The organism is Pseudoalteromonas sp. SW0106-04, assembly GCF_001293805.1.
Classification (GTDB): Bacteria; Pseudomonadota; Gammaproteobacteria; order Enterobacterales; family Alteromonadaceae; genus Pseudoalteromonas; species Pseudoalteromonas ruthenica.
Genome location: NZ_BCAI01000001.1, coordinates 146708 through 165700 on the forward strand (window position 1 = coordinate 146708; position 18993 = coordinate 165700).

The 18993-nt window shown below is 48.2% G+C and carries 19 protein-coding genes; 7 read left to right on the forward strand and 12 right to left on the reverse strand.

Features of this window, described 5'->3' with window-relative positions; all coding sequences use genetic code 11:
• Positions 1-8: 8 nt before the first annotated feature.
• From W04_RS00705 to hisG, 10 genes are all read right to left on the reverse strand, one after another.
• Positions 9-785: a glycosyltransferase family 25 protein gene (locus W04_RS00705; protein WP_053909405.1), complete on the reverse strand. Its 777-nt coding sequence runs from the start codon at positions 783-785 to the stop codon at positions 9-11.
• 135 nt (positions 786-920) lie between these two features.
• Entirely contained in the window at positions 921-1427 is a 507-nt protein-coding gene (locus tag W04_RS00710; RefSeq protein WP_022946828.1) for a hypothetical protein, read from the reverse strand.
• A gap of 83 nt (positions 1428-1510) precedes the next feature.
• Positions 1511-2119 carry a bifunctional phosphoribosyl-AMP cyclohydrolase/phosphoribosyl-ATP diphosphatase HisIE gene (gene hisIE / locus W04_RS00715; protein ID WP_022946829.1) on the reverse strand — a complete coding sequence of 203 codons (609 nt, stop codon included), beginning with the start codon at positions 2117-2119 and terminating at the stop codon, positions 1511-1513.
• Positions 2110-2889 carry an imidazole glycerol phosphate synthase subunit HisF gene (gene hisF, locus W04_RS00720; RefSeq protein ID WP_053909406.1) on the reverse strand — a complete coding sequence of 260 codons (780 nt, stop codon included), beginning with the start codon at positions 2887-2889 and terminating at the stop codon, positions 2110-2112. Before hisF ends, hisIE begins: the two co-directional genes overlap by 10 nt.
• Positions 2871-3605, reverse strand: coding sequence for a 1-(5-phosphoribosyl)-5-[(5-phosphoribosylamino)methylideneamino] imidazole-4-carboxamide isomerase (locus W04_RS00725; RefSeq protein ID WP_022946831.1), 735 nt, complete (start codon positions 3603-3605; stop codon positions 2871-2873). Before W04_RS00725 ends, hisF begins: the two co-directional genes overlap by 19 nt.
• 9 nt (positions 3606-3614) lie before the next feature.
• The gene (gene hisH / locus W04_RS00730) at positions 3615-4205 is read right to left on the reverse strand and encodes an imidazole glycerol phosphate synthase subunit HisH (protein WP_053909407.1); all 591 of its coding nucleotides are present in this window, start codon (positions 4203-4205) and stop codon (positions 3615-3617) included.
• Positions 4202-5263: a bifunctional histidinol-phosphatase/imidazoleglycerol-phosphate dehydratase HisB gene (hisB, locus tag W04_RS00735; RefSeq protein ID WP_053909408.1), complete on the reverse strand. Its 1062-nt coding sequence runs from the start codon at positions 5261-5263 to the stop codon at positions 4202-4204. Before hisB ends, hisH begins: the two co-directional genes overlap by 4 nt.
• Positions 5260-6339, reverse strand: coding sequence for a histidinol-phosphate transaminase (gene hisC / locus W04_RS00740; RefSeq protein WP_053909409.1), 1080 nt, complete (start codon positions 6337-6339; stop codon positions 5260-5262). Before hisC ends, hisB begins: the two co-directional genes overlap by 4 nt.
• Positions 6336-7631 carry a histidinol dehydrogenase gene (gene hisD, locus W04_RS00745; RefSeq protein WP_053909410.1) on the reverse strand — a complete coding sequence of 432 codons (1296 nt, stop codon included), beginning with the start codon at positions 7629-7631 and terminating at the stop codon, positions 6336-6338. Before hisD ends, hisC begins: the two co-directional genes overlap by 4 nt.
• Positions 7632-7636: 5 nt before the next feature.
• A complete protein-coding gene (gene hisG / locus W04_RS00750; RefSeq protein ID WP_053909411.1) occupies positions 7637-8536 on the reverse strand; it encodes an ATP phosphoribosyltransferase in 900 nt (299 codons plus the stop codon).
• A 348-nt stretch (positions 8537-8884) separates the two neighbouring features.
• On the opposite strand from hisG, the gene W04_RS00755 reads away from it, so the two are divergent.
• Complete coding sequence (locus tag W04_RS00755) at positions 8885-9100, forward strand: hypothetical protein (RefSeq protein ID WP_053909412.1); 216 nt, start codon at positions 8885-8887, stop codon at positions 9098-9100.
• 3 nt (positions 9101-9103) lie between these two features.
• On the opposite strand, the gene W04_RS00760 is transcribed toward W04_RS00755, so the two are convergent.
• Positions 9104-9505, reverse strand: coding sequence for a hypothetical protein (locus tag W04_RS00760; RefSeq protein WP_022946838.1), 402 nt, complete (start codon positions 9503-9505; stop codon positions 9104-9106).
• Between the two features lie 137 nt (positions 9506-9642).
• Between W04_RS00760 and W04_RS00765 the strand changes: the two genes are divergently transcribed.
• From W04_RS00765 to W04_RS00780, 4 genes are all read left to right on the forward strand, one after another.
• On the forward strand, positions 9643-11553 hold the full coding sequence (locus W04_RS00765; protein ID WP_053909413.1) for an ATP-dependent DNA helicase: 1911 nt from the start codon (positions 9643-9645) through the stop codon (positions 11551-11553).
• A gap of 2 nt (positions 11554-11555) precedes the next feature.
• Positions 11556-12242, forward strand: a complete 687-nt coding sequence (gene tsaB, locus W04_RS00770; protein ID WP_053909414.1) for a tRNA (adenosine(37)-N6)-threonylcarbamoyltransferase complex dimerization subunit type 1 TsaB — start codon at positions 11556-11558, stop codon at positions 12240-12242.
• A 65-nt stretch (positions 12243-12307) separates the two neighbouring features.
• Positions 12308-12604, forward strand: a complete 297-nt coding sequence (locus W04_RS00775; RefSeq protein WP_130146413.1) for a hypothetical protein — start codon at positions 12308-12310, stop codon at positions 12602-12604.
• Positions 12605-12694: 90 nt separating this feature from the next.
• Positions 12695-14713 carry an EAL domain-containing protein gene (locus W04_RS00780; protein WP_231657962.1) on the forward strand — a complete coding sequence of 673 codons (2019 nt, stop codon included), beginning with the start codon at positions 12695-12697 and terminating at the stop codon, positions 14711-14713.
• Positions 14714-14842: 129 nt separating this feature from the next.
• Here W04_RS00780 and W04_RS00785 read toward each other — a convergent pair whose 3' ends face one another.
• Positions 14843-16135, reverse strand: a complete 1293-nt coding sequence (locus W04_RS00785; protein ID WP_053909416.1) for an alkaline phosphatase — start codon at positions 16133-16135, stop codon at positions 14843-14845.
• Between the two features lie 81 nt (positions 16136-16216).
• Here W04_RS00785 and W04_RS00790 point away from each other — a divergent pair, with 81 nt between their 5' ends.
• Positions 16217-17080, forward strand: a complete 864-nt coding sequence (locus W04_RS00790) for an alpha/beta fold hydrolase (protein ID WP_053909417.1) — start codon at positions 16217-16219, stop codon at positions 17078-17080.
• 248 nt (positions 17081-17328) lie between these two features.
• Positions 17329-18987 (forward strand): long-chain-fatty-acid--CoA ligase FadD, encoded by a 1659-nt coding sequence (fadD, locus tag W04_RS00795; RefSeq protein ID WP_053909418.1) that lies wholly within the window; start codon positions 17329-17331, stop codon positions 18985-18987.
• The last annotated feature ends 6 nt before the right edge of the window (positions 18988-18993 follow it).

Consider the following 18993-nt stretch of genomic DNA (forward strand, 5'->3'; position numbering starts at 1 on the left):
CGCCACATTTAATGAGAGCGAGAGTCTAAGTGCTGAGCATGGCTCTTGAGATTTTTAATCAAGTTTTTTCTCGCCATGATTTGTGCTGGCAAGGTGGTCAGCGCCAGCCACTGTTTTTGCAGTGGGTAGGGTTTGGGTTTATTTCGTCCTTTTGCGGCGATATCGCTGTCAAAAAAGTTATCTTGAGCGACGGGATAAGGTTTAATACTGACAACGTCAACACCGGTTTCCCAGCAATATTGAATATCGGTATCTACCGGGCGGCTGATCTTGGTACTATGAGCTAATAGCTGTTTCGCACCTTGGCGGCTAATGACATAAGCACAGCAGCCACTCATGGGTTTATCGTGCACCACTAAGTGCTGCTCACCGCTGATTTGGGTGCTGTACTTCACTGGCCGCTCCCGGCCTTGATAACTGCATAACTTAACAATATCGATAGCCATGTTGGTGTTTATGATTGCCGAAATACTGTCGGCTAAATCACCACACAAGGTAAAGTCGTCCTCTAAAATTACCGCATACTCAGCACCGCTTTGTATCAAGGTTTGCCAACAGCGGCGATGGCTTAAATAACAACCAATTTCACCGGCGCTAAGAGGGCGATAAAAATGACGTCGATTAGCCGCCTCGCTGTAAACAGCGGACACTTGCTCTGCAGTTAAGGTTTTGCCGTTAACCGCCTCTATGCGTTCAAAGTCAAGTTGTTGGGCGTGAAGCTGTTGCTCGGCGCGAGCCAAGCGTTCTTGGCTGTCAGCCAAGTTAATGACATAGATAGGAACCATCATCCTCTCCTGTGATGGGTATGGGGCCAGTGTGGCGAATATTTAAGGCAGTAAGATGTAGAAAAAATGACAACCAGATGACATCAGCGGCCGCTGTCCTTTTTAAGGGGCCGCTGTAGCAGTGGTCTTTGTGCCTTATTTAACGCTAGTTCCTACCTCATAAGAGGTCATCCATGGGGTTCGTTTTGATAAAGATTTACCAGTATGTATAGAAACAACGGGGGCAGACTCATCAAGCACAAAGGTCGTGCGTAGTGAGTTGGCAGACTCTTTTTGCTTTTCAAACCAATTTTCGCCCAAGCACTGACGAGTGAACTCCACCGCCTTGTTATGAATGCTAAGGGCTTGGGTTTTATCCTTATAACTTTCTTGGCAATGATAGTTCATGGTTTTATCATTAAGCGCGCTTATTTGGCAGCTTTCACCAATTAAGTTATAGCGTGATTGCCAGCTATCCATGTACTTTGATTGAATGCGTCCAAGCTTCAACCCCTCAAATTGGTTGTCATATGCACCAACAAGCGCTTCTATTTTGTCGCAGGGACTGAGTTGGTCGACATATGCTTGATTCTCTTTTTGTTGCGGGCTGGTGCAACCGCTAATAACAACCAGCGCCGCTAAGGTAGGATAAATTGCCTTCATGCCAATGAGTTCCTTAATTGGGGTACCCACAGGATACCCAACCAAAGGCCATGCTGGCAATATTTACTGTCAATTAATAGGTCTTAGTGGCGTGATTGTAAACAACTCACCACCTCAGACAACGACAAGCCTTGTCGTTGCAACAGCACGATTAGGTGATAAAGCAAGTCAGCGGCTTCGTTGGTCAGTTCCTGGTTATCATTTTTCATGGCAGCCAGGGCCACTTCGACGCCTTCTTCGCCCACTTTTTGACAGCTACGGCTGAGCTCTTTGGCAAATAACGAGGCGGTGTAACTGCTTTGCGGGTCGCTGTCCTTACGGGCAACGATAATTTGCTCCAGCTCGGCTAAAAACCCTAAGTTGGGTTTTGCATCGCCAAAACAACTTTGCGTGCCTAAATGACAAGTGGGCCCATCTGGGCGAGCAAAGACTAAAATGGAGTCTTGGTCGCAATCAGTGTACACGCGCTCAACGTGTAGATAATGCCCTGAACTTTCTCCTTTGGTCCACAGGCGCTGTTTCGAGCGTGAATAGAAGGTGACCTTTTTACTTTCTAAGGTGTGCGTTAACGCCGCTTGATCCATAAACCCTTGCATGAGAATTTGTCCGGTATCAACATCTTGAATCAGCGCAGGAATTAACGGCGCTTTGGCAAAATTTACTTCGTTTACATTGCTAATATCTAATCGCATAATCGAGTCGCTATGTTGTTATCGGCGAGGTGACGTTTTAAATCGCCAATATTAATAAGGTTTTTGTGAAACACGCTGGCCGCTAATGCGCCGTCGACGTTAGCCTGGTTAAAAACATCGCTAAAGTCGCTGATGGTCCCTGCGCCTCCTGAGGCAATCAACGGCACATCGCAACGTTGGCGTACCCTGCTTAGCTGGGCAATATCATAGCCGTTGCGCACACCGTCCTGATTCATACAGTTTAGTACGATTTCACCGGCTCCGAGCTGCTGCACGCGCTCGACCCATTCCAAGGTGTTGTAGCGGGTACGCGATGAAGCATTGGGATCGCCGGTCAGTTGATACACCAAGTATTGATCGCTGTCCTTATCGTAAAAACTGTCTATGCCCACCACCACACATTGTTTGCCGAATTCATCGTGTAATTCGCGAATAAGCTCGGGACGTGCGATGGCCGGGCTATTGATGCTGATTTTATCGGCGCCGCGCTCCAAGACGCGAGCCGCATCAGCCACTGATTTTATACCGCCGGCAACACAAAAGGGGATATCGATGTGCCGGGCGATGCTTTCTACCCAGTTTACATCTAGCAGGCGTTTTTCGACACTGGCACTGATCTCATAAAACACCAGTTCATCGGCGCCTGCTGCACTGTAAGCCTCTGCCAAAGCGAGTATATCACCCACTACCTCATGGCCTTTGAACTGCACGCCCTTAACTACTTGGCCGTCTTTGACGTCTAAACAGGGGATTATGCGTTTTGATAGCATGCCAGCGCCTCCTCAACGTTGAATGCGCCATCAAGCAAGGATTTACCAAGAATAACGCCTTGTGTACCTATGGCCTTGAGTTTGGCAATGTCTTCTAGGGAACTTACGCCCCCGGAGGCTTGGATGCGTAAACGGCTGTTATGCTCTTGCAGTTGCTGATAAAGCGCAAATGAAGGCCCGCTCATGGTGCCATCTTTGGAGATATCGGTGCATAAGAAATCCTGCACCCCGAGATCACTGTAGTAGTCAACTAAGCTAAACAACGAGACATCTGCACTTTGCAGCCAACCGTGTGTTGCAGGGGCCCAGCCAGTGTCCGTTTTATTTACATCTAGGGCGATAACGAAGTGCTGCGCGCCATATTCACGGATCCACTGGGCAACTTGCTGTTGCTCGTTCACCGCCTTGGAGCCGATAACCACTTGCGCTGCACCGGCTTCTAGCCACTGCTCGACATCGGCGCTGCTACGCACACCGCCGCCGATTTGATAGGGAACCTTTAGCTGTGCGGTCGCTGCTTGGATTTGCTGCCATTGCTTTTTGCTTGGGTCGCGCGCGCCTTCTAAATCGACTAAGTGTAACTTTTGTGCCCCTTGGGCCTGATATTCGCTTAATCGCGCTTGCAAATCAAAGGGGTAGAACTGGGCTGTATCGTACTTGCCTTGAAATAAGCGCACGATTTGTTGTTGTAATATATCTAATGCTGGAATAATCATACTCAATCCTTAGACTTGCCAATCAATGAAGTTCTGCAATAATCGGGCGCCGACTTTTGCGCTGCGCTCAGGGTGAAACTGCATGCCGGCAAAGTTATTGTCGGCGACAATGGCGGAAAACTGTTGTCCGTATTCACTTGAGGCCAAGGTCGCTTGGTTACAGGCATGGGCAAAGCTATGTACAAAATACACTTGGTCATCGCTGCTTACCCCTTTAGTTAACGGGTGTTCACGCTCGATGTGCAGGCGATTCCAGCCCATATGCGGTGCACTGAGCGTACCCACCTGCAGCTCACTAACGTGCCCCGGAATAACCCCTAAACACGGCGTATCTCCCTCATCGGTATAGTCACACTGCATTTGCATGCCTAAACAAATGCCAAGCAGTGGCCGCTGAAACTCGCTGATCGCTTGCTGCCAGCCGCCTTGCTTTAGGCGCTGCATAGCTACCTTAGCATGGCCGACGCCCGGTAACACCGCGCGCTCAAAAGTGGCCAACTGCTCCGGGGAGGTGATCACTTCGACATCTTGCCCTAAGCGCTCAAAGGCGAAGCGCACCGAATTAATGTTGGCGCAGCCGGTATTAATGATGGCAATCATAACACCCCCTTTGAGCTTGCCATTTGCTGAGAGCTATCAAGGGCGATGGCCATGCGCAGGGCCCGAGAGAAGGCCTTGAACAGCCCCTCCACCTGGTGGTGGCAATTGCCCGGTGAAACAGACAAAATCAGCGAAATCGCGGCATTGTCACTGAGACTTTTGAAGAAGTGCTCGACCATTTGCACATCCAAATCACCGACTTTATCGCGGCTAAAGTCGGCATTCAGCACGAACGATGCACGACCAGAAAGGTCAATTTGCGCCTCGGCTTTGCACTCATCCATCGGCAGAGCAAAGCCGTAGCGAGCAATTTGCGCTTTCGTGCCGAGGGCTTGGCGCAGCGCTTGACCAAGGGCAATGCCGACATCTTCCACTAGGTGATGCTCATCAATGTGTAAGTCGCCACTGGCATTAATATCCAAAGCGATATTGGCGTGGGTACGAATTTGCTCCAACATATGGTCGAAGAAACCAAGCCCAGTGCTGATAGTGCCTTGGGCGTTACTATCTAGATTGACGGCCACGGAGATTTGCGTTTCTTTGGTATCGCGCGATACCGCACCGCTGCGATTAGCGGTGGTTAACTCGGTGACAATCTGCGGCCAATTATTGTTATAAAGAATACCGCGTATACACAGGTTTTCTGCCAACCCGAGATCGGTCTGGCGGTCGCCAATCACATAAGAGCGATTCAGATCCACTTTACCTGAGCGCATCAGCTGCGTCAGTAAACCGGTTTTCGGTTTACGACAGTTGCAATTATCGCTGTCGAAGTGAGGACAAATTAATACCTCGTCAAAGTGGATACCTTGCGAGCTAAAAATCTCCATCATAGCGTTATGGGGCAGACTGAAGTCTGCTTGTGGGAAGCTCTCAGTTCCTAGGCCATCTTGGTTCGATACCATGACTAACCGATAACCGGCATTTTGCAGCGCTAATAACGCCACAATAACATCCGGTAGCAGCTTAAGCTTTTCCAGTGAGTCGACTTGTTTATCGCTGCTCGGCTCCTCAATCAGGGTGCCATCACGGTCAATGAATAAATACGGGTTGCTCATTGTGGTTCCTTGGTTGTTGGCGCTGGGCTGGTTAAGCTGTCCAGCCAGGCTTTTACTTCATTTAACTCTTGTTCATTGCCAATGGAAATACGTAGCCAATTATCCTCACCAAACAAGGTAAAAGGGCGCATTACCAAGCCGCGCTCATAGGCCAGGCCAATCGCGGCTTTATCTCTGAGCTGGAGGGTGACAAAATTTCCCTCGCCAGTGAGTACTTGGCTAATCGCCGCGCTGCTTTGCAGCCAATCGACTAGCTGGGCCTTCAACGTATTGAGAATACTCACTTGTCGGCGCATGGAAATGATGTTGGCACTACTTACGGCTTGTTCAGCAATGTCAGCGATAACTGTGGCGACGGGGTAGGGAGCAATCACTTTACGCAGCGGTGCTAAGGTATCTTGCTGCGCCAAGGTAAAACCGGTACGCAGCCCCGCTAAAGCAAAGGCCTTGGAAAGGGTGCGCAGCACCACGATATTGGCGTTTGTTTTAATGAGCTGCGCGGCACTGTGCTGATAGCAGAACTCAATGTAGGCTTCATCGACCACAACAATGGCACGCTTGGCTAAACGCTGTGCCAATTCGGCGATTTTGTCAACGCTGATAAGAGCGCCGGTGGGGTTGTTGGGGTTACAAATAAACACCAGCTTAGCAGCACCGACTAACTCGCTGAGCTCGCTGGCACTGGCTTGTTGTAGTTGTGCTTGGCTAAGCTCATTAATGCCGATGTTATGGGTGTCGGCGCTGACTTTATACATGCCATAGGTGGGCGTAAACAGCGCAATACTGTCAACTCCGCTTTGGCAGTAGGTGCGCATCAGGAGTTCAATACCCTCGTCAGCCCCTCGGGTCATTAACACTTGCTCAGGTTGCAGCTCGCTGTAGCGGGCATAGGCCTCAATCACCGCTGGCGGCTGTGGGTCGGGATAGCGATTCAAATTGGATGCGCTGACGTTATAGGCTTTGCTATACGGGCTTTCGTTGGCGTTGAGCCACGTAGTGCCGCTGAGCTTTTCACTTTTTGCCGAGCTGTACGCCTTCAATGCGGCGATATTATCCGGTAATAACTCTGTAGTCATGAGGACGCTCCTAAACGTACGCGAACTGCATTGGCATGTGCATCCAAGCCTTCAGCTTCGGCGATTGGAATAATGGCGTTGGCCAAATCAGCGAGACCATTTTTAGTCACTGTTTGCACCGTGTAAGTGCGGTAAAAATCGAGCAAGCTAAGGCTCGAATATACTTTTGAATACCCATAGGTCGGTAACACATGGTTGGTGCCCGAGGCATAGTCACCGGCAGATTCAGGGGTGTAATCGCCGACAAAGATGGAGCCAACATTTTTTATGTTGTTTAAGTACGGGGTGCTGTCGCCAAGTTGCAAAATCAGGTGCTCGGGGCCGTAAATATTCGAGATGCGCACCGCTTGGTCAATATCGGCCACTTTAATTAGCGCCGAGTGTGCAAGCGCCTGACGGGCAATATCGGCGCGACTCAGGGTGGCCAGCTGTCGCTCTAAGGCACGCTCAGTGGCGGCAATGACCTCATCGCTGTCACTGAGCAAAATGACTTGCGAGTCCGGACCATGCTCGGCCTGCGACAGCAAATCGGCGGCAACGTATTCACCGTTGGCGCGGCTATCGGCAATAATCAGCACTTCAGAGGGGCCGGCAGGCATGTCGATGGCAAGACCAGGCACCTGTTGTGCAGCGATCTGTTTGGCCATGGTGACATACGCATTACCCGGGCCAAAAATTTTATTCACTTGCGGGATAGATTCACTGCCAAAGGCCATTGCCGCTATCGCTGCGGCTCCGCCAATTTGCATGATTTGCGTGATGCCACATAGCTTGGCAGCATAGCGAATAGCCGGGTGTACTTGCTCATCGCCTTTGACCGGGGTGGCCAATATCACGGTGCTGGCACCACTGAGCTGTGCCAACACCCCTTGCATTAGCACCGAAGAGGGCAGCGGCGCACTGCCGCCGGGTACATAAATGCCCACCGCGTCAATGGCCTCATAGCGCAGCTCACAAGAAACGCCCGGTTGCGTACTCAGGCTGATTGACTTCGGTTGTTGCGCTTGGTGAAAGCGTTTGATGTTGGTGTACGCTTGCTCAATAGCCGCTTTTAGTTCTTCGCTCAACTGTTGCTGGGCATCGATGATATCCTGTTGTGGACATAAAATTTCCGCCTCAGTCGAGCGCTTATCAAGCTTTGCGGCAATGGCTTTGAGTGCGCTATCACCTTGTTGTTGCACCTTCGCCATAATGTCTTCACAGATGGGGCGCACATTATCGGCAGCAGCAACCCCTGGGCGCTGTAATAGCGCCTGCTGTTGTTCGCCGCTCAAAGAGTTCCACACAATCATGCTAATTACTCCATCATCTTTTCAATGGGCATGACTAAGATAGAGTTAGCGCCGAGGGCCTTGAGCGACTCCATGGTTTCCCAAAACAGTGTCTCGCTGCTAACCATGTGCAGGGCCACGTAATCATCGCTGCCAGCGAGTGCAAGCAAGGTGGGTTGTCCGGTCCCCGGAAGTAAAGCGCAGATATCATCAAGTTTGGCCTTTGGCGCGTGCATCATGATGTATTTGCTTTCCTTCGCTTGTTTGACACCGCGTAGGCGCGGCATCAGCTTGTCGATTAGCGCCAGCTTATCGCTATCAGCGAGCTCTTGATTTTGGATTAGGCAGGCATTGGACTCTAAAATGGTGTCGCCTTGCATCAGGCCGTTGGCCTCTAGGGTGGCACCGGTCGATACCAAATCACAGATGGCATCAGCCAGCCCAGCACGCGGCGCAACCTCGACCGAGCCGGTGAGCATAACTACACTGGCATCAATGTTCTCACGCTCTAGGTACTGGCTTAGAATTTCAGGGTAGGTGGTGGCGATACGTTTGCCGTTGAACCACTGCTTGTCTTGTGCGCCGAGCTCCTGTGGCCAGGCTAACGCAAGACGACAGTAACCGAAGTCTAATTTTGCCAGTTTCTTAACGGCAAAGCTGGCGCTGCTGTTGCGGCGTTCGGCTTGCACCTCTTCGAGCACGTTCTCGCCTACGATCCCCAAATCGCACACGCCATCCATAACTAAACCAGGGATATCGTCATCACGTACCCGCAGCACGTCGATAGGCATGTTGGTGGCGTGAGCAATTAAGCGCTGCTCACGCAGATTAAGTTTAACGCCAAGTTGCTTAAGCAGGTTTTGGCAATCTTTGGAAAGACGCCCTGACTTTTGGATTGCGATACGTAAACGTTTGTTGTTGCTCATAATTCACTTCCTTAATAGATAAAACTAAAAACCCCGAGGGGAAACCTCGGGGCGAAAATGAATCTTGCTATATCGTCGCCAGAGGTTCCTTTTAGGAATAACCCCCCAGCGAAAGACCTGACAGGCTATTCGGTGCTGTGGTGATGATGATGAATAGTTGTCAGAATCGTTGTCATGGTCGTATGCTCTTTAGTGTGTTTGCGTTGTTTGTTAACTACGCACATAGATAATCATAGTTCTTATAAGTAGTGCAACTACTTTTTTACAAAAATTAAAGTATAAGGTATAACGGCCGATAATAGTCTATAGGTACAACTACTTTGTTAGTGTTGATAAAAGGAAAGCGGTATGGATGTTATGATCCCTTTTTTAGGGCGGATAACGCGCCTAGAAGTGCACCACAATGGCGCTTTTCACGTTGCCGGTGTTAAAGATAACAAAGTTGCGAAGGTGCGCAACGAGCGCAAACAAGACAAGGAAGCGCGTGGGCAGGAAACATTTGTTGAAGACACGCAAAAGAAAAAAGGCAAGGACTCATCGCCTCACCTCGATACCTGGGCCTAGTGCTTAGAAGTAAAGGTGCTCTTTGATTTCACCAGCTACTTTAATCTCACACTTGTCACCCGATTTATTATTGGAGCCTTGGATCACCCCGGCAATAGCGCCAAAAGCACCGCCTTGCTCCTGAAGTACCGAACCGAAGTAGCAGTAGCTGGAAAACTCCTCGCCTTTGTACTTGGTACTCATATTCAACGTAGGCGTATATGGAGGGAAACTGCCCTTCATCGCTGGGTCGCCATTAATACTAAGCTCTAATTTATTTTTATCGACATTGTATACACCACCGAATACATAATCGGTGCCGTTTACTGAAACCGTTTTATCTTGGGCAACGCGCGGTGGGGTCGATTTACAGCCACTGAGAAGTGCAGCGGCGACAACGGCAGAGACAACGACTAATTGTTTCATTGTTAAGTCCTTTTAGAGGGTTGTTTTAGCGCCAGAATATTAACCGAGCGTTGCCAAAATGACAACATAATATTGGCCTGTTGGTAGCAACTGATTTTTTCGTTATCATGTGCGCCTGTCCACCGAGCGCAATATCCATGACCATCGAGCAGTTATTCTCGCAAACCGGGCCTTTGGCTCTCGCACTGAAAGGCTACCAACCTCGCCAAGCGCAAATAGATATGGCGCAGGTGTGTGACTCGGCATTAAAGCATTCTCAACAAGCGATTGTTGAAGCAGAAACTGGCACTGGTAAAACCTTTGCTTACTTGCTTCCTGCGTTGGTGAACAAGGGCAAATATATTATCTCCACGGGTTCAAAGGCGTTACAAGAACAGCTCTATCACCGCGATTTACCCACTGTATACAAAGCCTTGGGCAGTGCTAAAAAGAAAGCACTATTAAAAGGGCGCGCTAATTATGTGTGCCATTATCGCCTTAATCAACATGTTGCTCATGTTCCAAGTGACGACGCCGATATCATGCATCAATTAGCCATGGTGGCAAAGTTTGCAGCACAAACACGCAGTGGCGATATTGCCGATTGCGTCGGCATCGAAGATGATGCCAAGGTTCTGCCATACGTCACTTCCACTGCTGATAATTGCCTTGGGCGTGAGTGCCCTGATTTCGACAGTTGTTTTATTCGTAAAGCCCGTCAACGCGCCGCAGATGCCGATATCGTCGTCATTAACCATCACTTATTCTTTGCTGATATGGCGGTGAAAGACAGTGGTTTTGCCGAGTTGTTACCTGGGGCCGATGGCTATATTTTTGACGAGGCCCATCAATTGGCCGATATTGCCAGTGACTACTTTGGCGAAACAATATCGACGAAGAAGATTCTCGCTTTTATCACCGACGCGCGAATGCTTTATCGCAGCGAATTACGTGATATGTTGCAACTGGGAAAGACGCTGGATAAATTAGAATCGGCAACCAAGGACATGCGTTTGGCCTTTGGCAGTGACGGCGGGCGCGGAGACTGGCGAAAAGCGCTGACTGATAAAGCCCTGTGTGACGCGATTCACCGTGTTAATAAAGACTTAGCATTTTTAAACCAAGTGCTTAAGTTATGCTTAGAGCGCAGTGAATTGGTGGAGCCGATGTTAGAGCGCTTGATGACATTGAAAGGCCAACTCGATCGCGCTTTTGATGTCTCAGTGCGTGGCTATAGTTACTGGTATGAAGCCACTCGCTACCATTTGACCATTCATATTACTCCGTTGAACATAGCGGCCAAATTTAAAGAGATGCTTAGTGAGCGAGAGGCGGGTTTTGTCTTTACCTCTGCGACATTATCGGTCAATGACAGCTTACAACATTTTAGCGATGCGCTGGGTTTATCTCCTTCGCGTACATTGATGCTGGCCAGTCCTTTTGACTATCAACGTCAGGCATTGCTTTGTTTACCCCGCTATCTACCCGAGGCTAATTCCGATGCCATGCCAAGGGCGCTGGTAGGCATTTGTCAGCAAGTTATCCGCGCCGCAAAAGGGCGCTGTTTTTTGCTCTTTACTTCCTATCGTGTTATGCACATGGTCGCTGAGGTGCTATGCCAACAAATGGATTATCCAGTGTTTGTGCAAGGGCAAATGTCTAAGCGCTTGTTGCTTGAGCGCTTTACTCGTCATGGCAATGCCGTATTAATGGGCACCGCGTCGTTTTGGGAAGGGGTAGATGTGCGTGGCAGCGCACTGAGCTGCGTGGTGATAGATAAACTGCCTTTTGTGGCCCCCGACGACCCATTGTTACAAGCGAGAATGCAGGACTGTGAGCAAAGTGGCGGCGAACCGTTTGCGCAGATTCAACTGCCAAGAGCAGTTATAGCGCTCAAACAAGGGGTTGGGCGGCTGATCCGTGATAGCCAAGATCGCGGTGTTTTAGTATTATGTGATAACAGAGTGATCACCCGCGACTACGGCCAAGTCTTTCTAAAAAGCTTGCCGAATATGCGTCGTAGCCGTGATATGAATGAAGTAAACGCCTTTTTAGCAGCAATAGATTAACCATGACCAACACCATTTTAGCCATCGATGCTTCCACAGAAGCGCTTTCTATCGCCTTAACCCACCAAGGACAGCAATATTGTTTCTTTGATGTCTGCCCACAGCAGCACAGCCAACGTATTTTAACTGAAATAGACACGCTACTTGCCAAGGCCAATTGCTCGCTAAAAGAGGTGGATGTTATCGGCTATTGCGAAGGACCAGGTAGCTTCACCGGCGTGCGCATCAGCGTCTCAGTGGCTCAAGGGTTGGCATTTTCAGCGCAAAAGCCCGTTGTCGGTATCTCTTCGCTGGCAATGATGGCGCAGCAAGCCATAGAGCAACGTGGTGTAAACCAAGTCGTTTCGGCCATTGATGCGCGTATGGGCGAGCTTTATGTGGGTGCTTTTGAGAATATCAATGGCCTTGCCACGCTGGTAGGCACGCAGCAAGTGGTGAAGCCAGAAGCACTCGCAGTCCCTTTTGATGCCGCCTTTGCGGTTGGCACAGGGTGGCAAAGTTACCCCGATTTAGCTCACTCAGTAGCCGGCATTAGCGTTGATGAGCATATTACGTTACCGAATAGTCAGTTTATGCTGGCGCTGGTGGCAGAGCAATTTGCACAAGGCCAACATCACAGTGCCAGTGAAGCGCAGCCAGTGTATGTTCGCGACACGGTAACGTGGAAGAAATTACCCGGACGCGAATAAACATTGCGCAAACTCGCTGTTTATATCACACTCAATAAGTCGCTAGATTTTTATATATTAATGGTATGACGATACGTACGGTCAATTCACTCACGACTAACCCAGCGCTGGAACTGAAAAGAAATCAACAGCCTGTGGGAGATGGGCGCGCTCAAGAAAAACCGGCTGTAGAGCAGTCGGCGTCGTCTGTTAAAGACTCCAGCCAAGGTCGTCGCTTAGCGGATGCCTTATATCGTCAGACTATTTACGACCAACCTGCCAATACCCGCACCAGTAATGCGATTGCCACGTATAAAGAATACGCGTTTTTAGAGCGTCGCCAAGAAGTACAGTCCATGCTTAGCGTGAGTGTTTACGCATAACCTGAGCTGCGTTTTTAAATTATGGACATTACCTCTCATTAACGTTAACTTAACTGCTCTTAGAAAATAATAATAAAAGTTGATTAACTCGTGCTTCACCGCGTATTTGATGTACTTGCTCGCGGCGCTGCCAAGTTAGCGGCCAACACCGTTATTCTCTCGCTGCGAGAAGGGTACATAGCCCTGATCCCATTCTTTATTATGGCGGCGCTAGTTTCTTTGGTGACTCACTGGCTTGGCTACGAGCATTTACAGGGCCCTTATGCCTATTTGTATTCTTTTAATAACCTAATATGGACGTTATTTCCGATAACGACATTGCTGTCATTTAGTTACTATTTGGCGAAGAACCTCAAGTTAAATACCTTCGCCGCACCGATTTTAGTGCTTACTTGTTTTTGTGTCGCTACGGGCTATATCTACGCGCTTGATAGCGGTGGGGTGGGTATAAATAATCGCGCCGGTGTGCTGTACACCATTCTTATGCCGATATTTTGTTGTTACCTGTTGCGCTCCGCATTGAGCTTACGTTGGCTTAGAATTATGTCTGTGGGCAATGTTAGCTTGTTTTTGGTCAAGCATCTTAATTTGATGCTGCCCTATGTGCTGACCGTTTTTGTGACCTTTGTTTTATTTCCTTACGTTGACTCTGGATTGGCCGCTTGCTTGTCGTGGTTAAGCGCAAGTCACAGTGATTGGAGCCAATGGCAACAGTTAATATCGCAAATTATATTTAGCCACGTGTTTTGGCTGTTTGGTATTCATGGTGATAACACTTATCACATACTTGCCTCAGCAGAGCTCACAGGCTTCGAAGTGGTGCCTGGCCTGGATAACTACAGCTTCTTATCGACCTTTGTAGCTTTAGGTGGCAGTGGTGGCATTTGGGGCCTGCTAATCGCTTGTTTATTACAAGGAAAACAAAGCCATGAGAGCCAGATTGCTAAACTAAGCGCGCCATTTTCATTATTCAATATCAGTGAAATAATGATGTATGCGGTGCCTGTGGTGTTTAATCCATTTTTTATTATTCCTTTTTTACTCTGTCCATTGGTGAATGCGGCTATCGCCTATGCGCTGCTACAAAGTGGTGCTTTAACCCTAAGCAACATTGACTCGATACCCTGGTTCACTCCGGTGCTATTAAGCGGCTACTTATTAACTGGTAGCTTTATTGGCGTGGCACTGCAAGTGGGATTGGTGGCTATCAATACGCTTGTTTATTTACCCTTTGTACGCGCCAATAGTGCCCATAATATTAGCGGGCGTGAGCTCGATATTTTAGTGAAGCGAGTCAGCGCAGGACGGCAACTTGAGCGCCACGTTGAAGCGCAATTCGCAAAGCGTAACACCGCGCAATTTGCAGACCAACGCCAGCTACATAAGGTGATCAGTGCCCTCAAAGAAGGCACTCTGTGTTTGTACTACCAGCCTAAAGTGGATAACACCACTCATAAAATCATTGGCTTCGAAGCGCTATTACGCTTAAAGCAAGCGGACGGTCAAATCAAAGCACCGTGGTTTATTGACGTGCTTGAGCGCTTTGAGATGATGGATGTGGTGGACAGCTTTGTAATTGATCAGTTAGAGCTTGATTTATTGCAGTTTCAGCGCCATCAGATGAACCCTAAAATTAGCTTTAATATTTCTCCCGATAATTTGATTAACCGTCGTTACCGCCGCGTACTCAAGGCGTTCTCCAAGTTTCCTGGGCAAGTTGAGGTTGAGATTCTTGAGTCGTCCTACAACAATAATTTTGAACGCACCAAAGAAATTGTCGATAAATTGCGCGCCGCTCAGATTTTATGTGCGGTAGATGATTTTGGTACCGGCTACTCATGTTTAAACATTTTAAGTAAGCTTAATGTCGATACCATCAAGTTTGACCGCAGCTTGCTTCCGGTTAACGCCGAAGACAAGGCCACCTATTTATATGAAAATATGTCACAGCTTTGTAACAAGTTAGGATTTAGTGTTGTCGCTGAGGGGGTGGAGTCGCCATTTCACGTTGACTACATAGCAACGCTCCCTGTGAATCTGTTGCAAGGCTATTATTTTGATATGCCTCTCACGCTTGAACAAGCGATGCGTAGATACAGTAACTCTTAAAATGTGATTTAAAGCAATAAAAAAGCCGCTCCAAGAGCGGCTTTTGAGTCTTCAGTTTTCAGTAGGGTTGTTAAACTATGTTAACAAGCAATAAAACATTAACGCATGATTACAATAAGATCAACAATGTTATTTATTGTTAATAAAGTTAATTAGCTTTTGTGCGATGTCAGTGTTGTTTTGCGACCCTATAAATTGTTCTGCGCCGTTGCCATAGGCAAACACAGGAACATCAATAGCAGTGTGACCAGAGGTAGTCCATCCGGTAAAACTTGCTTCATTGATTAACTTTTTAACAGTCATGACCAACGCATCTTCACCTACATTCTTCGCTTGGGTAAGTAAAACCTTACGTGCTTCGGTGAATTCCAGTGCCGTGGTTTGTTGCCATACCGTGGCCATATCGTCGCTTGCCAGCAATCGCTCAGCAATGACACCCGCTGTCGCCGTTACGCCTTTAACCACATCGGCGTGCCACAAGTACTGGCCATTAGCACCTATGGTCAAGCCACCGGTGGAGTGATCGGCTGTGATCACCAACAGTGTGTCTGGGTGGGCATCAACATAGGCTTTGGCTTTATCAATGGCGTGGGCGAAATCGTCCATTTCTGCCATGGCACAAGCAATATCATTGGCATGGCCGCACCAGTCTATTTGACTGCCTTCGATCATCACAAAGAACGGATTCTCATTGGCTGCGAGTAACGACAGTGCTTTATCGGTCATTTTCGTTAATCGTTTACTCTCTCCATCGAGAGCAAAGGGTAGACCCTTAGCGGCATACAGACCCAGAGCTGGAATTTGTTGTAATTGTTCTAATTGACTGAGGTTATCGCTGTATTGGTAGCCTTGAGCGATAAATTCATTCACTAAATTTCTATCTTCGCGAATAAAGTACTGTGTACCTCCGCCAAGCATTAAATCCACTGGCAGAGCGCCATTGATTTTATTATCGAAGAAGTCATTGGCAATGTCATCGTAGTTACGGCGAGACTCGTTATGTGCAGCAAAGCTTGCGGGGGTCGCATGGTTGATTTGCGATGTGGCAACAAGCGCGGTCGTCATTTTGCGTTCTTTGGCAATCTCAAGCATCGTTTTAAGATCATGCTTTTGTGTGTCCACAGCGATGGCGCCATTGTAGCTTTTCGTTGCGGTAGATAGAGCCGTTGCGCCCGCAGCGCTGTCAGTGACGATGGTATCGTCATCAGGGTAGGTGTGTGCCATGCCCACGAGGATGGAATCGAATACCGTGGGCTCTACCACCTTGGTGTTTTTATCATCAACGTAGTAGCGATAAGCGCTGGTGTAGGCAGGGCCCATACCATCGCCAATCATGTAAATAATGTTCTTAGGTGCTGCTTGCTCGGCGTTGGCAAAAAAACTTGCGCAGATCATCGAAGCGAATGTTAGAGTGCGTTTCATAATTTAGTCCTGTTGTGGCTTGGCAACATTTTAAACCCACAAATCAATAAATAAACCGCAATGCGGCAAAAAGGAGTTCAAATGCCTAGTTTTTCGGTCAAACTGCGCCATCTTCGGCTGCAAGGACAAAGCAACACAGAGTTGGCAATCACAAATAACACTGACACCGTGGTGATCGCCGTGCATGGGTGGCAGGACAACAGCAACAGTTTTTTGCCTTTAATGTCTGCCTTAGGTAAGGATTTACCGGTTTATGCAATTGATTGGCCCGGACACGGTTTATCGCAGTGGCGAGGCCAAGACGCACATTATTATTTTATTGATTATGTTGATGACCTTCATCAACTTATGATGCGTTGCAAGGCCAAATATGTGCACATCATCGGACACTCCCTGGGCGCTATGGTGGCTTCATTGTACTGTGCATGTTTTCCAGAGCGTGTCACCTCACTTTCGCTCATTGAAGGCGTTGGCCTGGTCACCGCAGAGGAGTCTGACACTAAAAATGTATTGATTCAGGCGCTTAAACACCGAGCCCGCGCAAAAAAAGGGCCGATTTATGAAAGTGCCGAACAGCTCTATGCGCGCCGCGAGGCCGTGAGTGACTTCAATATTGATATCGCTCGGCAGCTAATGGCGCGTAATATTGTTAAAAAAGAGCAAGGTGTGATGTTAACAACAGATCCGCGATTAAAGCATTATTCCGCTTTTCGCTACACTAAAGCGCAAGCGCATGCTTTGTTAACACCTATAAAAGTACCCACCTTATTAATAAAGGGGGCGCAAGGTTATTCCATGGTGCACCAAAATGAGCAGGAATTTAGTAGTTGCTACAACGACTTAGTTACACATACAGTCGACGGCGGCCATCATTGCCATATGCAAAGCCCGAAGCAATGCGCGCGCCTTATTGGTGCGCACTTGCATCAAAATAGCGCAGAATAATTGTAACTTTGCGATAAATGTGGGAATATCAAAGCAATTTAGAGCAATTGCTCAATTGTGAAAGATAGCAACTTAGATTAAGGTTAGTACTGTTGTGGCGATGAACTCTCAAGCCTGCTAAAAGCGTGGCAATGTTTATCACTCTACGGCGAACTATATGGGCATTGGTTAAGTGTCGTGCTTACTATTTGCCAAACTTATGACTGCTAAGACAAATCATTATAAGAACAAATTAATAGGAGCTTAGTGTGGAAAAAATCTGGCTAAAGCGATATCCAAAAGGTTGCCCAGAGACCATCGATCCCGCTCATTACAACTCTTTACTGTCATTATTCGAGAAAAGTTTTGCGGATTACGCCCAATTACCTGCATTCAAAAATATGGGGGTTACGCTGAGCTATGCTGAGCTAGACCAAGCAACTAAGAAAGTTGCGTCCTATATAAATAATGATCTGGGCTTAAAGCCCGGTGCAAAAGTGGCAGTCATGATGCCCAACTTATTGCAAACACCGGTATCCATACTCGGTATTTTACGGGCAGGGTGCGTGGTTGTTAACGTTAACCCTCTTTATACTGCGCGTGAACTAGAGCATCAGCTAAATGACTCCGAAGCGGATGCCATTTTTATTCTTGCCAACTTTGCCCACACCTTGGAAAAAGCACTGGGAAAAACCAATGTTAAACACATAGTGGTAACCCAAGTGGGTGACATGGTGGGCGGCCTTAAAAAGCATCTGGTCAACTTCGTTGTTAAGCATATCAAAAAGATGGTACCGAGCTTTGAGCTGCCAAACCCCATCGCTTTCACGGATGTGTTAAAAAACGGCGACGCCAGCCGTTATACTCGCCCAGAGATCACCTTGGACGACCTCGCGTTTTTACAATACACGGGTGGTACGACTGGGGTGTCTAAAGGCGCCATGCTTACCCACGGTAACATGGTGGGCAACTTAGAACAGGTATCCGGTTGTCTCGACAATATTTTAGATAAAGGCAAAGAAATCGTGGTTACGGCGCTGCCGCTTTACCACATCTTTGCACTGACGGCGAACTGCTTAACCTTTATGAAGTATGGAGGGTTGAACCTACTCATTACCAACCCACGCGACATGAAAGGCTTTGTAAAAGAGTTGAACGACAATAAATTCACTGTCATGACCGGGGTAAACACCTTATTTAATGGTCTTCTTAATACCGATGGTTTCGCCGACGTAGACTTTTCCAACTTAAAAATGTCGCTCGGTGGCGGTATGGCGGTTCAGCGTCCAGTTGCTGAACGCTGGCAGAAAGTAACCGGTACGCGTTTGGTGGAAGGTTACGGTCTTACTGAGTGTGCGCCGTTGGTTACAGTTTGCCCATATGACTTGGAAGGCTACAACGGCTCTATCGGTTTGCCGGCACCAAGCACAGACATCAAATTGATGCTTGAAGATGGCCAAGAAGCACCCGCTGGCGAGCCCGGTGAACTCTGGGTTAAAGGCCCACAAGTAATGAAAGGGTACTACAACCGTCCTGATGCCACCGCAGAGTGTCTGCGCGACGGCTGGTTTGCCACCGGCGATATTGCCACTTACGATGACCAAGGTTTTTTCTATATTGTTGATCGGAAAAAGGATATGATTCTGGTATCCGGTTTTAACGTGTTCCCGAACGAAATAGAAGAAGTGGTCGCATCAATGGATGGCGTGCTTGAAGTCGCCGCTGTTGGCGTCCCTCATGATGTCAGTGGTGAGCAAGTTAAATTGTTCGTGGTGAAAAAGGATGCAGCCATTAGTGAGCAAGACATCATTAAGCATTGCCGCGAAAACCTGACCAATTACAAGGTGCCTAAATTAGTTGAGTTTAGAGAGGAATTACCGAAAACCAATGTCGGTAAAATACTCAGACGCGCACTTAAAGACGAATAAGAATAA